General features: G+C 72.0%; 15 protein-coding genes. 6 read left to right on the top strand and 9 right to left on the bottom strand.

Annotated elements, in window-relative coordinates:
• Window positions 1-21: 21 nt before the first annotated feature.
• The gene (locus ACIP4Y_RS06560) at window positions 22-342 is read right to left on the bottom strand and encodes a hypothetical protein (RefSeq protein WP_401388477.1); all 321 of its coding nucleotides are present in this window, start codon (window positions 340-342) and stop codon (window positions 22-24) included.
• Between the two features lie 127 nt (window positions 343-469).
• On the opposite strand from ACIP4Y_RS06560, the gene ACIP4Y_RS06555 reads away from it, so the two are divergent.
• Complete coding sequence (locus ACIP4Y_RS06555) at window positions 470-901, top strand: helix-turn-helix domain-containing protein (RefSeq protein ID WP_358648160.1); 432 nt, start codon at window positions 470-472, stop codon at window positions 899-901.
• Window positions 902-989: 88 nt separating this feature from the next.
• Here the strand turns inward: ACIP4Y_RS06555 and ACIP4Y_RS06550 are convergent, their stop codons facing one another.
• Genes ACIP4Y_RS06550 through ACIP4Y_RS06540 form a run of 3 tightly spaced genes read right to left on the bottom strand, consistent with a single transcriptional unit; the run spans window position 990 to window position 4,008 of the window.
• The gene (locus ACIP4Y_RS06550) at window positions 990-1,154 is read right to left on the bottom strand and encodes a hypothetical protein (protein ID WP_358644316.1); all 165 of its coding nucleotides are present in this window, start codon (window positions 1,152-1,154) and stop codon (window positions 990-992) included.
• A 39-nt stretch (window positions 1,155-1,193) separates the two neighbouring features.
• On the bottom strand, window positions 1,194-2,552 hold the full coding sequence (locus tag ACIP4Y_RS06545) for an amidase (protein WP_401388473.1): 1,359 nt from the start codon (window positions 2,550-2,552) through the stop codon (window positions 1,194-1,196).
• A gap of 13 nt (window positions 2,553-2,565) precedes the next feature.
• Window positions 2,566-4,008, bottom strand: a complete 1,443-nt coding sequence (locus ACIP4Y_RS06540) for an MFS transporter (protein ID WP_401388470.1) — start codon at window positions 4,006-4,008, stop codon at window positions 2,566-2,568.
• Between the two features lie 81 nt (window positions 4,009-4,089).
• On the opposite strand from ACIP4Y_RS06540, the gene ACIP4Y_RS06535 reads away from it, so the two are divergent.
• On the top strand, window positions 4,090-4,503 hold the full coding sequence (locus tag ACIP4Y_RS06535) for a MarR family winged helix-turn-helix transcriptional regulator (protein WP_401388467.1): 414 nt from the start codon (window positions 4,090-4,092) through the stop codon (window positions 4,501-4,503).
• 179 nt (window positions 4,504-4,682) lie between these two features.
• Here ACIP4Y_RS06535 and moaA read toward each other — a convergent pair whose 3' ends face one another.
• From moaA to ACIP4Y_RS06520, 3 genes are all read right to left on the bottom strand, one after another.
• Window positions 4,683-5,672 carry a GTP 3',8-cyclase MoaA gene (gene moaA / locus ACIP4Y_RS06530; RefSeq protein ID WP_401388465.1) on the bottom strand — a complete coding sequence of 330 codons (990 nt, stop codon included), beginning with the start codon at window positions 5,670-5,672 and terminating at the stop codon, window positions 4,683-4,685.
• Window positions 5,673-5,844: 172 nt separating this feature from the next.
• The gene (locus ACIP4Y_RS06525; RefSeq protein ID WP_401388462.1) at window positions 5,845-7,470 is read right to left on the bottom strand and encodes a cation acetate symporter; all 1,626 of its coding nucleotides are present in this window, start codon (window positions 7,468-7,470) and stop codon (window positions 5,845-5,847) included.
• The gene (locus ACIP4Y_RS06520; RefSeq protein WP_358644304.1) at window positions 7,467-7,823 is read right to left on the bottom strand and encodes a DUF485 domain-containing protein; all 357 of its coding nucleotides are present in this window, start codon (window positions 7,821-7,823) and stop codon (window positions 7,467-7,469) included. The genes ACIP4Y_RS06525 and ACIP4Y_RS06520 overlap by 4 nt, the downstream gene beginning before the upstream one ends.
• Window positions 7,824-8,107: 284 nt before the next feature.
• Between ACIP4Y_RS06520 and ACIP4Y_RS06515 the strand changes: the two genes are divergently transcribed.
• Both ACIP4Y_RS06515 and ACIP4Y_RS06510 read left to right on the top strand, forming a co-directional pair.
• Window positions 8,108-9,634 (top strand): S8 family peptidase, encoded by a 1,527-nt coding sequence (locus ACIP4Y_RS06515; RefSeq protein WP_401388459.1) that lies wholly within the window; start codon window positions 8,108-8,110, stop codon window positions 9,632-9,634.
• 71 nt (window positions 9,635-9,705) lie between these two features.
• Window positions 9,706-11,082, top strand: coding sequence for a CoA transferase (locus ACIP4Y_RS06510; protein ID WP_401388456.1), 1,377 nt, complete (start codon window positions 9,706-9,708; stop codon window positions 11,080-11,082).
• A gap of 63 nt (window positions 11,083-11,145) precedes the next feature.
• Here ACIP4Y_RS06510 and ACIP4Y_RS06505 read toward each other — a convergent pair whose 3' ends face one another.
• A complete protein-coding gene (locus ACIP4Y_RS06505) occupies window positions 11,146-12,189 on the bottom strand; it encodes a zinc-dependent alcohol dehydrogenase family protein (protein ID WP_401388453.1) in 1,044 nt (347 codons plus the stop codon).
• A gap of 166 nt (window positions 12,190-12,355) precedes the next feature.
• Between ACIP4Y_RS06505 and ACIP4Y_RS06500 the strand changes: the two genes are divergently transcribed.
• Window positions 12,356-15,424 (top strand): NACHT domain-containing protein, encoded by a 3,069-nt coding sequence (locus ACIP4Y_RS06500; protein WP_401388451.1) that lies wholly within the window; start codon window positions 12,356-12,358, stop codon window positions 15,422-15,424.
• A gap of 8 nt (window positions 15,425-15,432) precedes the next feature.
• Here the strand turns inward: ACIP4Y_RS06500 and ACIP4Y_RS06495 are convergent, their stop codons facing one another.
• A complete protein-coding gene (locus ACIP4Y_RS06495) occupies window positions 15,433-16,143 on the bottom strand; it encodes a VIT family protein (RefSeq protein ID WP_358644323.1) in 711 nt (236 codons plus the stop codon).
• 194 nt (window positions 16,144-16,337) lie between these two features.
• Here ACIP4Y_RS06495 and ACIP4Y_RS06490 point away from each other — a divergent pair, with 194 nt between their 5' ends.
• Window positions 16,338-17,321, top strand: coding sequence for a DEDDh family exonuclease (locus tag ACIP4Y_RS06490; protein WP_358644297.1), 984 nt, complete (start codon window positions 16,338-16,340; stop codon window positions 17,319-17,321).
• The last annotated feature ends 54 nt before the right edge of the window (window positions 17,322-17,375 follow it).

Below are 17,375 nucleotides of genomic sequence, written 5' to 3'. Positions count from 1 at the left end.
TTCTTCCTCGTCTCGGGGCGTTCAGTGGTCGAGCCGGAACGTCGCCAGGGCGTGCCCGAAGGCGATGGTCTGCATCACGGGGCCGTGTGCGGTGAAGCGCCGGCCCGTCAGGGAGCGCAGGAAGCTGCGCCGGCCGTCGGTTATGTCCCGCAGGTCGGACCAGTTGATCTTCAGCACGTGGGTGGGCGTCGCGTCGGTCTCCCGGCCCTGCGGATCGAGTACGACGTCGACGTCGGGGTCGGAGAGGACGAAACGGACGGTGGCACCTGCGGAGTTCCAGGCGGAAGAGGCTCGGGCGGCCTCGGAGAGGGCACTCTTCACCTGGAGCGGAGAAGTCGTCATGCCGGTCCCTTCATTGAGCGTCTGACGGGAACCGGTTGTACCCGAAGGCAGTGGCGCACTTCACCGTGACGAACTAACGTCCGGCTCATATGATTACGCCGAGGTAACTGCCCACTACGGGGGAAAAGTGGACAAGCAGACATGTCCTGCTCGTCTTGTGTTCAGCCGTATTGGCGAGCGATGGACCATGCCGGTATGCGGCCACATAGGCCGCGGCGTGACGAGATTCAGTGATCTGCGCGCGGCACTGCGCGGGGTCTCCGCCAAGGTCCTGTCCGAGACACTGGTCAGGCTGGAGCGGGACGGATTGATAGAACGTCGGGTCACCGACGACCGGCCGCCGAGCGTGACGTATCACCTCACACCACTGGGCGAAAGCCTGTTGCAGGTGGTGCAGTCCCTGGTGGACTGGTCGGCGGAATACACACCTCTGATCGAGGAGGCGAGACGCTTGTACGACGCCCGGAATTCCCTGGAACTCCCGACGCTCGGGACGGTTGAACGCCCATCTCGGAGAACCGTTTCCACGGCGCGCTTTTCAGCGGGGGAAAGACGGTAATGATCAAGGAAACGCAAAAGTAACGAGTCCCGGTACGACACAGGGGTCCGTTCAGGCGGTGCGCCTGAACGGACCCCTGGCTACAGGGTTACCGGCCGGTTCCGCTCTGCGGTGCCAGGCCCGCCCGGACCGGCCGGGCGACCTCGCAGGGAACCTCCCGCAACACCGCGGTGAGCTGCTCCACCACCTGGGCCGCCGCGGCCACGGCGCCCCGGTCCTCGTCGGTGAGCTGCTCAAGCTGACTGATCGTCATCTCTCTTCTCCTGTCCCACCTGTGGCGCAGGCGCCCGCCCTACACCGCGGGGCGCCGGCGGTGGTGATCGGTGAGGCGCTGGAAGGCGCTCGCGACGGCGATGACCCGGTCCTCGCGCCAGTGGGGGCCCACGATCGACATCGACAGGGGCAGGCCGTCCTCGGTGAAGCCGATCGGTACGACCGCGACGGGATGCCCCGTGACGCTCCATGCCGTGGTGTGCATGGACCCCAGATAGGTCGACGGGTCCAGCGGGTGCATCCCGTCCAGCACCGGCGCGCCGAGGTGGCACGTGGGCGTGACGAGTACGTCGAACTCGTCGAAGAGCGCCTGGACTTGCCGGGCCAGGGCGTCCCGGAGCCGCTGGGCGCGCAGGTAGTCGCGGGAGGTGATGGACTCGCCGGCCGCGAACACCCAGCGGGCTCCGCGGCCGTAGCGCGCCCAGTCCCGGACCAGGCTGTCGTGGTGGATCTCGTGGGCCTCCGCCAGCATGAGCACGTTGCCGACCACGTTGAGCAGCGGATAGGCGGGCACCTCGACGGTCGAACGGCGCACCCCGAGGCCGTCCAGGTCGCGCAACGCGCGCTCGAAGACGGCCGGCTGGGCGGGGTCGACACCGGCGTCCGCGTGCGCCTCCAGGGTGTCCACGCCGATGCGCAGGCCGGCGACGTCCGCGTCCAGCGCGGCGATCCAGTCGCCGACGGGCTCCGCGGCGGCGAACGGGTCGCCGTCCGGGTCGGGGCCGGCCATGACCTGCAGCAGGCGGGCGCACAGGTCGACGGAGCCGGCGATCGGGCCCACCGTGTCCAGCGACGGCGCGAGCGGGTAGGTCCCCGTGGTGGGCACCCGGCCACGGGTGGCCTTCAGGCCCGTGGCGCCCGTGTAGGCGGCCGGGATACGCAGGCTGCCCGTGGTGTCGGTGGCGATCGCGGCGTCGAAGCAGCCGGTCATCACGCCGCTGCCCGAGCCGGAGCTCGACCCGCCGGCCCAGCGGTCCGTGTTCCACGGATTGCGGCTGACGGGCCCCGGACCGGTGCCGTCCTGGACGCCGAGGGCGTACTCCATCGTGGCGGTCTTGCCGACGACGACCGCTCCGGCGCGTTTGAGCCGGGAGATCACCGTGGCCTCGGGCTGGCCCTCGGGCCAGGCGGCCAGGGCGACACGGCTCTGTGCGGTGGTGGGGGCGGAGGACTCGAAGATGACGTCCTTCACGCCCAGGGTCACCCCGGTGAGCGGGCCCTGCCGGGGGTGGTTCCGGTGGGCCTCCAGGGCTTCGTCGTGCAGCGGCGTCACGAAGACGCCGAGCTTCCCGTCGACCGCGTCGGACGCTCGGCGGGAGCGTTCGACGGCTTCCTCGACGCGGTCGTGGAGGTCCGTGGATGCGGTAACGGTGGTCACGCACGCGCCCCTTTCAGGACCGCTGGGCGGCCGGCTGGGCGGAACGGGTCAGGTGCCGCAGGACCAGCGCCACGACGAAGGCGACGGCGGCGCAGATGCACAGGGCGAGGAAGCCGTGGCCGACACCGGTGGTCGTCGCGTCGGCGGCGGACGCGCCCGAACCGGTCTCGTGGCGGACGGTGGTCGTCAGGACGGTGCCGATGACGGCGATGCCGAGGGCGGCACCGGTCTGGTTGAACGTGTTGAGCAGTCCCGAGCCGACGCCGGACTCCTGCAGCCGCACATGGGAGCTGCCGATCCCGTACAGGGGGACGAAGCAGCTGGGCAGACCGGCACCGATGACGGCCAGCGCGAGGACGGTCACGGCCACACTGGAGGTTCCGGTCGCGAGCACGCCCGCGCCGATCAGCTGTGCGACGACACCCGAGAGGTAGAGGCCGCCGGGGCCGAGCGCGGTGACCAGCTTGGGCACGACGAGGGCGACGACGAGCGAGGCCAGGCCCATCGGCAGCAGCGACAGACCGGCGGCCAGTGCGCTCATGCCGTGCGCCTTCTGGAAGTAGATGCTGGCCAGGTAGGAGCTGCTGATCATCACCGCGGCGGCGAGCAGCAGACCGATGCTGGCGAGCCAGTAGGTCGGGATGCGCAGCAGGTGCAGCGGCAGCAGGGGGTCGCTCTCGGACAGCTCCACCACGGTCAGCACGGTGAGCAGCACCGCGGCCACACCGATGCTGATCCAGGCGGCCGGGGTGGTCATGCCGTCCTGGAGCCGGATCAGCCCGTACGACAGTCCCGCCAGGCCCGCGGTGGCCAGGGCCGCGGTGGGGATGCGCAGGGGGCGCGAGGTCGTCGCGGACAGGGGCGGCACGGCGCGCAGCGCGCCCGCGAAGGCGGCGGCACCCACCGGGATGTTGATCAGGAACGCCCAGCGCCAGCTGATCGCCGTCACGATGAGGCCGCCCAGCACCACACCGATGGTGGCGCCGAGCACGCCGAGGCCGCTCCAGACGGTGAGGGCGATCTTGCGCTGCTGCGGGAGCTGATAGACGGCCAGGACGATCGAGAGGGCCGCGGCCGACAGCAGCGCGGCGCCCAGGCCCTGCACGGCCCGGCCCGTCACCAGGAGTTCCTCGTTGCCCGCCAGTCCGCACAGTACCGACGCGACCGTGAAGAGCGTCAGCCCGGTGAGGAACGAGCGCCGGCGGCCGAGCACGTCGGCGACGCGGCCGCCGAACAACAGAAGACTGCCGTACATCAGCACGTAGGCGCTGATCGTCCACTGCAGTGCCGACGGGCCTGCCGGCAGGTCGGCGCCGATGGACGGCAGCGCCACGTTCACCACCGTCGAGTCGAGCATGACCATCAACTGGGCCACACCCACCACGGCCATCGGGGTCCAGGGGGCGGGCGCCTGCTGGTGCTGTCCGGTCTCCGCCTCGGAGATCGTTTCAGTCATCGTGAGCCTCCTTCCGCCGAGGAAGGTACATGTATGCGAATGAATCGACAAGCCGGGGACGGTGAACTTAGACTCATGGGCGTGGTGAACTCTCTTGGCGACCAGTGGCTGTCCTGCGTACGCGTCACCGCGCGCATGAACCAGGCGGTCGAACGAGCTCTGTCCGACCGGCACAACCTCTGCGTGAGCGCCTACGAAGTCATGGACGTGATGTGGCACGAGCGCGGCTGGATCCGCTCGGGAGAGCTCAGCTCCCGGTCCTCGCGCAGCCAGCCCCAGGTCTCCCGGCTGCTGACCCAGATGGTCGACGCGGGCTATGCGGCACGCAAACCGTCCCCCGGGGACGGCCGCGGTTCGCTGGTCCGGCTGACGCCGTCCGGGCGCGCCTTGTTCCGCGAGGCCAGCGAGACGGTGGAGGGCATCCTGGCCGGGCTGACCGCCGGGGACGCCGACGCCCGGGCACTGGTGCACCCCACCCTTCCGCAGGCGGGCTGACGCACCTGGTCACCGCGGCCGGCGCCCGCTCACCGAGCCACCGCCGACGGTCATTCCCCCGCGGCCGTCGGCGGTTCCGCCTGTCCGCGGTGGCGCGGGACGCGCGGTGAGAGAAGCCGAGCCGGTCAGCGGGTCCGCGCGAGCCGACGGCACGGCCCGGTCCGGCACGGGCAGCGGTGCTAGCCGCCGATCGCCGACATGGGGCGGTCCGGCTGGACGAAGGCGGGGTCGTCCAGGCCCGCGCCGGCCTTCTTGCCCCACATCGCGAGCTTCCAGATCCGGGCGATCTCCTCGTCCGGGGCGCCCGAGCGCAGGGCCGCGCGCAGGTCGGTCTCCTCGGTGGCGAACAGACACGTGCGTATCTGGCCGTCGGCGGTGAGGCGGGTGCGGTCGCAGGCGGCGCAGAACGGCCGGGTGACCGAGGCGATCACGCCGACCCGGTGCGGGCCGCCGTCCACCAGCCAGCGCTCCGCGGGTGCCGAGCCGCGCTCGTCCGCGCCCTCGGGGGTGAGGTCGAAGCGGGTGCGCAGGGAGGCGAGGATGTCGCCGGCGGTGACCATGCCCTCGCGCTTCCAGCCGTGCTGGGCGTCCAGGGGCATCTGCTCGATGAAGCGCAGTTCGTAGTCGTGCTCCACCGCCCAGGCGAGCAGGTCCGGGGCCTCGTCGTCGTTCAGGCCCGGCATCAGGACCGAGTTGACCTTGACGGGGTTCAGCCCGGCCTCGCGGGCCGCTTCCAGGCCTTCCAGGACGTCCTTGTGGCGGTCACGGCGGGTGAGGGCCTTGAAGACGTCCGGGCGGAGGGTGTCCAGGGAGACGTTGACCCGGTCCAGGCCGGCCGCCTTCAGGGCGGCCGCGGTGCGCCTGAGGCCGATGCCGTTGGTGGTGAGGGACATCTGCGGGCGCGGGGTGAGGGCCGCGACGCGCTCGACGATGCCGACCAGGCCCGGGCGCAGCAGCGGCTCGCCGCCGGTGAAGCGGACCTCCTCGATGCCGAGCGTGCGGACCGCGATGTCGATGAGCCGGACGATCTCGTCGTCCGTGAGCAGGTCGGGCTTGGCCAGCCACTGCAGTCCTTCCTCGGGCATGCAGTAGGTGCAGCGCAGGTTGCAGCGGTCGGTCAGCGAAACCCTCAGGTCGGTGGCCACTCGGCCGTAGGTGTCGATGAGCACGTGGGCCCCCTCCCTCTCCCGGTCACCTGATTCTCGGTCGGGCGTGCATCGCCCGTCACTTGCGAGCCTACGTGACGCCGGTGACAACGACAGCGACCGATCCCACGAGGTGGGACGCGACCGCGTCGTAGGACCGTACAGTCCCGTACGACGCGGTCGTCCGTAGAAGCCGTCAGTGGGCTCCGGTGCCGGTCAGGGACCGCACCTCCAGCTCCGCGTACTTGCCCGCGTCCGGGGTCTCCTTCGACAGCAGGGTGCCCACGACGCCGAGCAGGAAGCCGACCGGGATGGAGATGATGCCGGGGTTCTCCAGCGGGAACCAGTGGAAGTCGACGCCGGGGAACATCGAGGTCGGCTTGCCGGATACCACCGGGGAGAACAGCACCAGGCCGACCGCGGTGACCAGGCCGCCGTAGATCGACCACAGGGCGCCCGAGGTGGTGAACCGCTTCCAGAACAGGCTGTAGAGGATGGTCGGCAGGTTGGCGGAGGCGGCGACCGCGAAGGCGAGGGCGACCAGGCCGGCCACGTTCAGGTCGCGGGCCAGGGCGCCGAGGACGATCGAGACCGCGCCGATGCCGACGGTCGCCCAGCGGGCCGCGCCGATCTCCTGCTTCTCGGTGGCCTGGCCCTTCTTGATGACGTTCGCGTAGATGTCGTGGGCGAACGAGGACGACGAGGCCAGGGTCAGTCCGGCGACCACCGCGAGGATGGTGGCGAAGGCGACCGCGGAGATCGTGGCGAGCAGGATGGCTCCCCAGTCGGAGTCGACGCCGCCCAGGTGGAGCGCCAGGAGGGGGGCCGCCGTGTTGCCCGCCTTGTTGGAGGCGATGATCTCGTCCGGTTTGATCAGCGCGGCGGCGCCGAAGCCGAGGGCGAGGGTCATCAGGTAGAAGGCGCCGATCAGGCCGATCGCCCAGATGACGGACTTCCGGGCGGCCTTGGCGGTGGGGACCGTGTAGAAGCGGATCAGGATGTGCGGCAGGCCGGCGGTGCCCAGGACCAGGGCGATGCCGAGCGAGATGAAGTCCAGCTTGGTGGTGCCGGTGGCGCCGTACTTCAGTCCGGGCTCCAGGAAGGCGCTGCCCTTGCCGCTGTTGTCGGCGGCCTTGCCGAGCAGGTCCGAGATGTTGAAGTCGAACTTGAGCAGGACCAGGAAGGTCAGCAGCAGGGCGCCGACGATCAGCAGGACCGCCTTGACCATCTGGACCCAGGTGGTGCCCTTCATGCCGCCGATGGTGACGTACACGATCATCAGCACGCCGACCAGGGCGACGATGCCGATCTTGCCGCCGTCGCTGGTGATGCCGAGGAGCAGGGAGACGAGGACGCCGGCGCCGGCCATCTGGGCCAGCAGGTAGAAGATCGACACGACGATCGTGGAGGTGCCGGCGGCCGTGCGGACGGGGCGCTGGCGCATCCGGTAGGCAAGCACGTCGCCCATCGTGTAGCGGCCGGAGTTGCGCAGCGGCTCGGCGACCAGGAGCAGCGCGACCAGCCAGGCGACGAGGAAGCCGATGGAGTACAGGAAGCCGTCGTAGCCGAACAGGGCGATGGCGCCGGCGATGCCGAGGAAGGACGCGGCGGACATGTAGTCGCCGGAGACGGCGAGGCCGTTCTGGAAACCGGTGAACTGCCGTCCGCCGGCGTAGAAGTCGGCGGCGTCCTTGGTCTGCCGGCCGGCCCAGACGGTGATGACGAGGGTCGCGGCGACGAACACCGCGAACAGGGTGATGATCAGCGTCCGGTGCTCGCCGGCCTCGCCGGCGGCGAGCAGGGTGTGCTGAACGGGGCTCATGCTCCGCCCTCCATCCGGGACTTGATGGCCTCGGCCTTGGGGTCGAGCCGGGCGGCGGCGCGCCGCGCGTACCACCAGGCGATGAGGAACGTGGTGAGGAACTGGGCGAGGCCCAGGACGAGGGCCACGTTGACGTTGCCGGCCACCTTGGTGCCCATGAAGTCGCCCGCGTAGTTCGACAGCAGGACGTACAGCAGGTACCAGGCGATGAAGGCGATGGTCAGGGGGAAGGCGAAGGAGCGGTGGGCGCGGCGCAGTTCACCGAACTCCGCGCTCTGCTGCACCTCGGTGAACTCCTCGGTGGAGGGAAGGGAAGCTTGGGGTTTCGCGGGTGGCGGTGTCTCGGTAGCCACGGGCTCTCCTCGCGTCACGGACATGCGCTGTCTGGCCTCACAGGACCGGGGTCACGTTACCGCTAGTCGCAGGTCGACTCCGCTGTGTGATCCCCGCAGAGGGCCGCGGCTGTGCCGGGCCCTCCGTCCACGGTCACGGCGCCGCGCGCGGAGCGGTTCAAGTCCGTCGAGCCCTTTCGGAGATCGGGCGCGGCAGATAGCTTCGGCCTGCACCACCCGTCATGTACCTGCCCGAACACGACCGTGTTCCGGGCGGTTCCGTATCCGGATGATGTGGAGATCCCATGGCTCATCTGCGCTCCAGACGCCGCCTCGCGCTCGCCGTGCCGGTCGTGCTGTCGCTGACCGCCTCGCTCGGCTTCCTGCCGTCGGCGGCATCGGCGGCGCCCGCCGCCGGCACGGTGGCGCGGGCGGCGGACGGCCCGAACCTCGCCTACGTGGTCAACACCCGTACCGACCGCCGCACGATCGAGTCCGTGCGGCGGGAGATTGCGCGCAACGGCGGTACGGTCGTCGCCACTTACGACCGGATCGGCGTCATCGTCGTCCACTCCGCGAACCCGGACTTCGGCGCGCGGATGCGTGCGGTGCGCGGGGTCGACTCGGCGGGCGCCACCCGTACCGCGCCGCTCAGCGCGGCGAGGACGACGGACGAGGGATCGGCGCAGGTGCTGTCCCGGGCGGAGCAGGCGCGGCTCGCGTCGAGCGCGGCGGCCGGCGAGGAGCCGCTGGAGGCGGACCAGTGGGACCTGCGGGCGATCGGCGCCGACCGGGCCGCGCGGATCAACCCGGGCAGCCGGAACGTGACGGTCGGTGTCATCGACACGGGCGTCGACGACACCCACCCGGACATCGCCCCGAACTTCTCCGCGTCCCAGTCGGCGAGCTGCGTGAGCGGCAAGGCGGACACGACGTACGGCGCGTGGCGGCCGGCGGACGCCGACCACTACCACGGCACCCATGTCGCCGGTGAGATAGCCGCCGCCCGCAACGGCATAGGCGTGGCCGGTGTGGCGCCGGGCGTGAAGGTCGCGGGCATCACGGTGGCGCAGCCGGACGCGACCTCGCTGTTCTATCCGGAGAGCGTGGTCTGCGCGTTCGTGTTCGCCGCGGACCACGGCATCGAGATCACCAACAACAGCTACTACGTGGACCCGTGGCTGTACAACTGCATGGACGACCCCGATCAGCGTGCCATCGTTGACGCGGTCAACCGGGCCCAGCTGTACGCCCAGCGCAAGGGCACGCTCAACGTCGCCTCGGCGGGCAACTCCAACCACGACCTGGACGCCGACGCGATCGTGGACGACTCCAGCCCCGACGACTCGACGGCCCAGACCCGCACGATCGACCCGCACGAGTGCTTCGACGTGCCGACCCAGCTGCCCGGTGTGGTGACCGTGAGCGCCGTGGGCGTGAAGGGCACCAAGTCGTACTACTCCAGCTACGGCCGGGGCGTCGTCGACGTCGCGGGCCCGGGCGGCGACAAGTACCAGATCCCGGACACGCCGTCGAAGAACGGCCGCATCCTGTCCACCATGCCGAACAACCAGTACGGCTTCCTGCAGGGCACCTCGATGGCCTCGCCGCACGTGGCCGCGGTGGCCGCGCTGCTCAAGTCGGCCCATCCGCACGCCACTCCGGCGCAGCTGCAGGCCCTGCTGAAGGCGGAGGCGGACAACCCGGGCTGCCCGGCGGAGCCGTACGACGGAGACGGGGACGGGGTCGTGGACGCGACCTGCGTCGGCGGCAAGCGGGTGAACGGCTTCTACGGCTTCGGTGTCGTCAACGCTCTGCGCGCGGTGAAGTAACACGCGTCGACGCTTCACTCTGCGGTGCCGAGGCATAAATATTGATCCAATCAATACTGCATAGTGAAGTCATGACTGCGATCAATGATGCGTGGGCGGCCGTCGGCGGGCAGCCCGGTCCGCTGTCCCGGATCTCGGCCGTCGTCGGCCGGAACACCCTCGCGGCGGAGCTGCCCGTACGGGAGCTGGCACGCGCGTGCGTGGCCGCGTGCGCGCTGGCCGCCGCCGAGCTGGGGGCGCGGCGGGCCGGGCTCGCGGAGGTGCCGGCGGTCACCGTGGACGACGGCGCGGTGGCCGCCGCCTTCCACAGCGAGCGGCTCCTCCGGGTCGACGGACGGGCGCCGGACGTCTTCGCGCCGCTGTCGCGGTTCTGGCGCACGGCCGACGGCTGGGTGCGCACCCACGCCAACTACCCGCACCACCGGGCCCGGCTGCTCGGCGCGCTGGGCCTGCCGGCGGACGCCTCGGCGGAGGAGGTCGCCGGCCGGCTCGCCGAGCGCTCCGCCCGGGAGACCGAGGAGGCCGTCTACGGCGCCGGCGGTCTCGCGGTGGCCCTGCGCACCCCCGAGCAGTGGCAGGCGCACCCGCAGGCCGCCGAGGTGGCCGCCCGGCCGCTGGTGGAGCGGGTACGGCTGGACGCGGCTCCCGCGCGCGTGCCGGCGCCCCTGGACCCGGCCGCCGCTGCCCTGCTCCCGGCCGCCGGGCTGCGGGTGCTGGACCTGACCCGGGTGCTGGCGGGCCCGGTCGCCACCCGCATCCTGGCCCTGCTGGGCGCGGACGTCCTGCGCGTGGACGCGCCGTGGCTGCCGGAACTGCCGGACCAGCAGGCCGACACGGGCTTCGGCAAGCGGTCCGCCGTGCTCGACCTGGCCGCCGGCCGGGACACCTTCGAGGAGCTGCTGAGCACGGCCGACGTCGTGGTGACCGGGTACCGGCCGGGCGCCCTGGACCGGTTCGGGCTCACACCGCACGCGCTGGCCGAACGGCGCCCCGGACTGGTCGTCGCCCAGGTGTCGGCGTGGGGCGGCTACGGACCGTGGGGCGGGCGGCGCGGCTTCGACAGCCTGGTACAGGTCGCGACCGGCATCGCGGTGACCGAGGGGACGGCGGAACGGCCCGGTGCGCTGCCCGCGCAGGCCTTGGACCACGGCACCGGCTACCTGCTGGCGGCGGCCGTGCTGCGGGCCCTGACCGAGCAGTCGTACGAGGGCGGGAGCCGGCTGGTCCGGCTGGCGCTGGCCCGGACCGCCCGCTGGCTGACGGACGGCATCCGGCCGGACCCGGCCGAGGGCGCACCGTACCCGGGCCCGGACGCCTGGCTGGCCGAGACGGACAGCCCGCTGGGCCGGCTGCGGCACGCCCGGCCGCCCGTGTCCTTCACCGGCGGTCCCACCGCCTGGGCCCGGCCTCCGGTGCCCTGGGGTTCGGACCCGGCCGTGTGGCGGTGAGATTGACGACGTTGATTCAGCTGTTGACGCCGTCCATGGTGTGGACACCGCCGGTGCTGTCGGTCATGCGGTCACCAGCACCTTGAGCGCGGTGCGTTCGTCCATGGCCTTGTAGCCGGCGGGTACACCCTCGAGGCCGACGGTCATGTCGAACACCGGGGAGGGGTCGATCCTGCCGTCGAGCACGTCGGGCAGCAGGTCGGGGATGTAGGCGCGGACCGGGGCGACGCCGCCGCGCAGGGCGATGTTCCGGTCGAACATCACGCCGAGGTCCAGGCCGGTGCCGCTGCCGTGGGGCACGCCCACGAAGCCGATGGCGCCGCCGTCACGGGTGATGCCGACGGCCGTGCGCATGGACTGCTCGGTGCCGACCGCCTCCACGACGCAGTGGGCGCCCTGCCCGCGGGTCAGCTCGCGGACGGCCTCGACGGCCGCGTCCCCGCGCTCGGCGACCACGTCGGTGGCGCCGAACCGGCGCGCGATGTCGGTACGCACCTCGTGCCGGCCGAGCGCGATGATCCGCTCGGCGCCGAGCCGCTTGGCCGCCAGGACGGCGCACAGGCCGACCGCGCCGTCACCGACGACCGCGACCGTGGCGCCGGGCCGGACGCCCGCGCCGAGGGCGGCGTGGTGACCGGTGCCGAGGACGTCGGACAGGGTCAGCAGGGCGGACAGCAGGCGCTCGTCGGAGGCCGCGTCCTTGGGCAGCCGCACCAGGGTGCCGTCGGCGAACGGCACGCGGACGGCCTCGCCCTGGCCGCCGTCGTAGCCGACCGAGCCCCAGAAGCCGCCGTGCTCGCAGGACGTCGTCAGACCCTCGCGGCAGTAGGCACAGACGCCGTCGGACCACATGAAGGGCGCGACCACCAGGTCGCCACGGTGGACGGTGCCCACGTCGGAGCCGGTCTCCTCCACGACGCCGAGGAACTCGTGCCCGATCCGCTGCCCCGGCTGCCGGGCCGCCTCGCCCCGGTACGCCCACAGGTCGCTGCCGCAGATGCAGGCCCGCAGCACCCGCACGACGGCGTCGGTGGGCAACTGCACCACGGGCTCGGGCACGTCCTCCACACGCATGTCGTACGGGGCGTGGATGGTGGTGGCGCGCATGGCGGGGATCCTTCTCGTGCGGGGTCGTGCGAGGTCGGGGGTGCGCCCGGGGGTGTGCGCCCTTCACGGTACGTCGCCTCCCGCGCGGGTCGCTCGGCGAGGTGCCGTGGCCCGGCACAAGGGGCCGGTTCTACGATGCGGCAGGCGAAACGGGGAGGGGGCCGGGATGCACGGACTGGAGACTCTGCTGCTCCGGCTGGCGACGACCGTGGCGTCGTCGGCCGCGAAGTCGCTGTTCGCCGCGAAACCGGGAGCGGGACTGGTGCCGGACCGGGTCCGGCCGCTGCCCGGGCCGGCGGGCCCGGAGAAGCTGGCGCGGGTGCTGGCGGAACGGATCTCCTCCCGGTACGCGACGCTGCCGGAGCACGAGCGGCTCGCGGCCATGACCGCCGTGCAGGACACGTTCGCGGTGGCGGGTCCGCTGGACGCCGGCCGGCTCTTCGCCGCCGACCTGGATCCCGGGCGGCTGGCGGCGGAGCTGGAGCGTCCGCCGGCCGGTCTCGCCGAACGGGGGCGTGATCTCTACGGCGAACTGCTCGCACTGTGCTGCGCGCACATCGTGGAACAACTCACCGCCGAACCGTCGTTCCCGGCACGGGCGGCGGTGGAGCAGACCCGCCGGTCCGGGGCGCTGCTGCGGCAGCGGACCGGCTCCGCAGAGGCGGGCTTCCTCGGGTTCGAACAGCGGTACGCGGACTTCGTCGCCGAGGCGCACTCCCGGCTGGAGCTCTACGGGGTCACGCTGGGCGACCGGCGTCGTGCCGAGTGGCCGCTGGAGAAGGCGTACCTGTCCCTCGGGGTGACCGGACAGCACCGGTACGAGCCGCACGCCGAGGGGGTCGGTGCGGCGCCGCCGGCCGTGCGGGTGGAACAGGCGCTGGCGGACTGCCACCGGCTCGTGCTGCGGGGGCAGGCCGGGTCCGGCAAGTCGACCCTGCTGCAGTGGCTGGCGCTGAACGCGGCCCGGCGCAGTTTCGGCGCCGAGCTGGCGGACTGGAACCGCTGCGTGCCCTTCGTACTGCGGCTGAGGGCCTTCAACACACCGGAGGGCCTGCCGATGCCGGAGGAGTTCCTGCCGGCCGCCGGGGTGCCGTTACGGGCGCCGGAGGGGTGGACCGAGGAACTGCTCGCCGCCGGGCGTGCGCTGGTCCTGGTGGACGGGGTGGACGAGGTGCCGCAGCGGCTGCGCGGCCGTACCGAGCACTGGCTCCGGTCGCTGATCACCGCTTTCCCGGAGGCGCGGTACGTGGTGACGACCCGCCCCTCGGCGGTGCCGGACGGCTGGCTGGCGACGCAGGGCTTCAGCACGCACACCCTGCTGCCGATGGACCGGGACGACATCAAGGCGTTCGTCCGGCACTGGCACGAGGCGGCGCGGCGGGAATGCCCGTCGGACGGCGAGCGGGACCTGCTGGACCGGTACGAGGAGAGTCTGCACGAGGCGGTGAGCACCCGCCGTGACCTGGGCCGGCTCGCCACCAACCCCCTGATGTGCGCCTTGCTGTGCGCCCTGAACCGCGACCGGCGCATGCATCTGCCCCGGGCCCGCAAGGAGTTGTACGACGCCGCCCTGGACATGCTGCTGGTGCGGCGGGACACCGAGCGGGAGATCACCTCGGTCGAGGGACTCGTGCTGTCCCGGGACGAGCAGACGGCGCTGCTCCAGCGGCTGGCCTACTGGCTGATCCGCAACGGGCAGGCGGAGGCCGCCCGGCAGGACGTCGTCGGGATGCTGGACGAGTGGCTGGCCGCGATGCCGCAGGTGCGGGGGCAGGGGGACGCCGAGCAGGTCTTCACCCACCTGCTGAACCGCAGCGGACTGCTGCGCGAACCGGTGCCGGGTGCCGTCGACTTCGTCCACCGCACCTTCCAGGACTACCTGGGTGCGAAAGCGGCCGTCGAGGCCCGGGACTTCGGCGTGCTGGTCCGCAACGCGCACGACGACCAGTGGGACGACGTCGTACGGATGGCGGTGGGGCACGCGCGCGTGGAGGAACGCGGCCGGCTGCTGCGGCAGTTGCTCCGGCGTGCGGACCGGACGGCGCGCCACCGGGAGCGGCTGGTCCTGCTCGCGGCGGCGAGCCTGGAGCACGCGCCGGAGCTGGATCCGGTGGTACGCGCGGAGGTGGAGGAGCGGGCCGGTGCGCTGATGCCGCCGTACACCTCCAAGCAGGCCGAAGCGCTCGCCCGGGCCGGGGAACTGGTGCTGGAACTGCTGCCCGGGCCGGAGGGGCTGACGGAGCGCGAGGCCGGCGCGGTGGTCCGTACCGCGCGGTTGATCGGGGGCGACGCGGCGCTGCGGGTGATCTCGCGGTTCCGCGCGGACCGGCGTCCACGGGTGCTCTCGGAACTGGACTCCGCCTGGGAGTCGTTCGACACCGGGGAGTACTTCGAAGCGGTGCTCGAGGAGGGCGGCGGCGAAGGACAGATCCTGAACGTACGCGACGCCGAGGCCTTGGCGCTGGTCCCCCGGCTCCCCCGGCTCATGGGGCTGAACCTGATCGGCGACCACGGTCTGCCCTCCGAGGCCCTGGAGAACGAGAACCTGGAGTTCCTGGGGCTCGCCCGGAACGGGGTGGTCAGTGACCTGACACCGCTGAGGGGGCTGCCGCGGCTGCGTGAGCTGTCCCTCAACCAGTGCCCGTCCGTCACCGATCTGCGTCCGCTGTCCGGCCTGCCCCTGACCATGATCTACCTGTCCGGCTTCGACAACGGGTTCTCGCTGGCGCCGCTGGCGGACCTGCCCGAACTGCGCCGCCTGTCGTTGGACTTCCTCCCTGCGGAAAGGAGTCTGGACCAGCTGTCCTTTGCACCTCGGCTCACGGGCCTCGGCTTCTTCAGGCAGGCCGCTGTCACCCGGCTGACCGGGCTTGCGGACCTCACCGAGTTGACCTGGCTCACCGTCAACGAAGACCACCAATACCGGGCCTTTCTCGCGGCCGGGGTCTTCTCTCCCCTGGAGACTCTGCAGGTCCTCGACGTCCCCCATGTCGACCTCGCCGAGCTGGTGCCCCATCAGGGACTGACGGCGATCTATCTGGGCAAGGCCATCCAGGTGGACCACATCGGGGCACTGGCCGAGCTTCCCAGACTGACGCGCGTCGAGTTCAGTCGCTGCGGCCCGCTCGACCTCAGGCCGCTCGCCGGCCTGGACGGCGTACGCGTCCAGCTCTACGACTGCGAGCACGTCCTCGGCGCCGAGCTGTTCCCGCGCGAGCGGCTGATCATGGACTGACCAGCCGGTCACACCCCCGCCGCCCCCAGCAGGCTCCCCGCCCCGTAGGTCACCCCCATCGCCAGCGCCCCGCCCGCCACATTGCGCAGCACCGCCCGCTTCGGGTCCGCCGCGCCGAGGCGGGCGCTGGACCAGCCGGTGAGAGCGAGCGCGGCCAGGACGGAGACGACGGTGACGGTGAGGCGCCAGCCGGCCGGGGGCAGGACGATGGCCAGCAGGGGCAGCAGCGCGCCCGCGGTGAACGACAGGAAGCTCGCCCAGGCCGCGTTCCAGGGGTTGGTCAGCTCGTCCGGGTCGATGCCCAGCTCCACGCGCGCGTGGGCCTTCAGCGCGTCCCGCGCGGTGAGCTGTTCGGCGGCCTCGCGGGCCACGTCGTGGGACAGGCCGCGCGCCTCCAGCAGGTCGGTCAGCTCCCGCAGTTCGGCCTCCGGCTGCTCGCGCAGCTCCCGTTTCTCCAGGGCCAGCGCGGCCATCTCGGAGTCGCGCTGGGTGGACACGGAGACGTACTCGCCGGCCGCCATGGACATCGAGCCGGCGAGCAGGCCGGCCAGTCCGGCGGTGAGCAGGGCGGCCCGGCTCCCGGTCGCGCCGGCCACACCGACGACCAGGCCCGCGGTGGAGACGATGCCGTCGTTCGCGCCGAGCACGGCCGCGCGGAGCCAGTTCAGCCGGGAGCCGAGGGCGCCGCCGTGGGCCTCGTCGTGGGTGGGTTCCGTCACAGCAGGGAGGATCCCACCCCGGCGGTGACGGCCGCCGTACCGACGCCCCCGCGCCGAACACCGGGGCTCCGCCGGTACTTCTGCCTCTCGGGTACGCGCGCGTGTGCGGTGGCCGAGCAGGAGGGCGAGCCCGTCGACCGAGGCCGGGACCTGAGGGACCGCGTTGTCAGTCGTGGCCCGTATCCTCAATGACCATGCTCGAAGACCGTGCGACCGCAGTGTCCTCCCCCACTCAGTGGCCGGCCGTGTATCCGAAGGGATACGCGGTCGTTGACGTGGAGACCACCGGCCTGGCCCGGGACGACCGGATCATCTCCGCGGCCGTCTACCGGCTGGACGCGCGCGGCGAGGTCGAGGACCACTGGTACACGCTGGTCAACCCGGAGCGGGATCCGGGACCGGTGTGGATACACGGTCTGACGAGCGATGTCCTCGAAGGCGCTCCGCTGTTCGGGGACATCGCCGAGGAGTTCGCCGCCCGTCTGGACGGCCGGGTGCTCGTCGCGCACAACGCCGTCTTCGACTGGCAGATGATCGCGCGGGAGTACGCGCGCGTGCGGCGCGAGGCGCCGGTGCGGCAACGGCTGTGCACCATCGCGCTGTCGAAGGAACTGGGGCTGCCGCTGCCCAACCACAAGCTGGAGTCGCTGGCGGCGCACTTCGGGGTCGTACAGCAGCGGGCGCACCACGCGCTGGACGACGCGCGCGTGCTGGCGGAGGCGTTCCGGCCGAGTCTGCGGGCCGCGGCGGAGAGCGGTGTGCGGCTGCCGCTGCTGGAGTGCCGGCCGCTGACGGAGTGGTCGGACCGGCCGGTGCCCCGGCAGTCGTCGGGTGGCTACGGCGCCTACCGGACGAGCAGTTGGCGCCCGTCCCGCAAAAGGCCTGCATGCCCCCATCCCAACCCAGGCCGCTACGAAGACGGCAAACGCCTCAAACAGGGCATGCGGGTGGCCTTCTCCGGTGACACCTCGACCGAGCGGGAGCTGCTGGAGGACCGCGCCACCGAGGCCGGGCTGCACGTCGCCACCAGCATCTCCCGGCTGACCAGCCTGCTGGTGACCAACGACCCCGACTCGGGCACGTCGAAGACGGTCAAGGCCCGGCAGTACGGCACACCGATCGTGGACGAGGCCGCGTTCGGGCAGCTGCTGAGGGATGTCGAGCCCGCCGACGAGTGATCGTACGAATGAGTGATTGGCACACGACTCACCCGGGAGCCGCTCGCCCTCGCC

The sequence above is a fragment of the Streptomyces sp. NPDC088810 genome (assembly GCF_044750305.1).
In the GTDB taxonomy this organism is placed as follows: domain Bacteria; phylum Actinomycetota; class Actinomycetes; order Streptomycetales; family Streptomycetaceae; genus Streptomyces.
The sequence above is the reverse complement of the archived record's forward strand: the minus strand, read 5'-3'. Positions and strand labels throughout refer to the sequence as shown.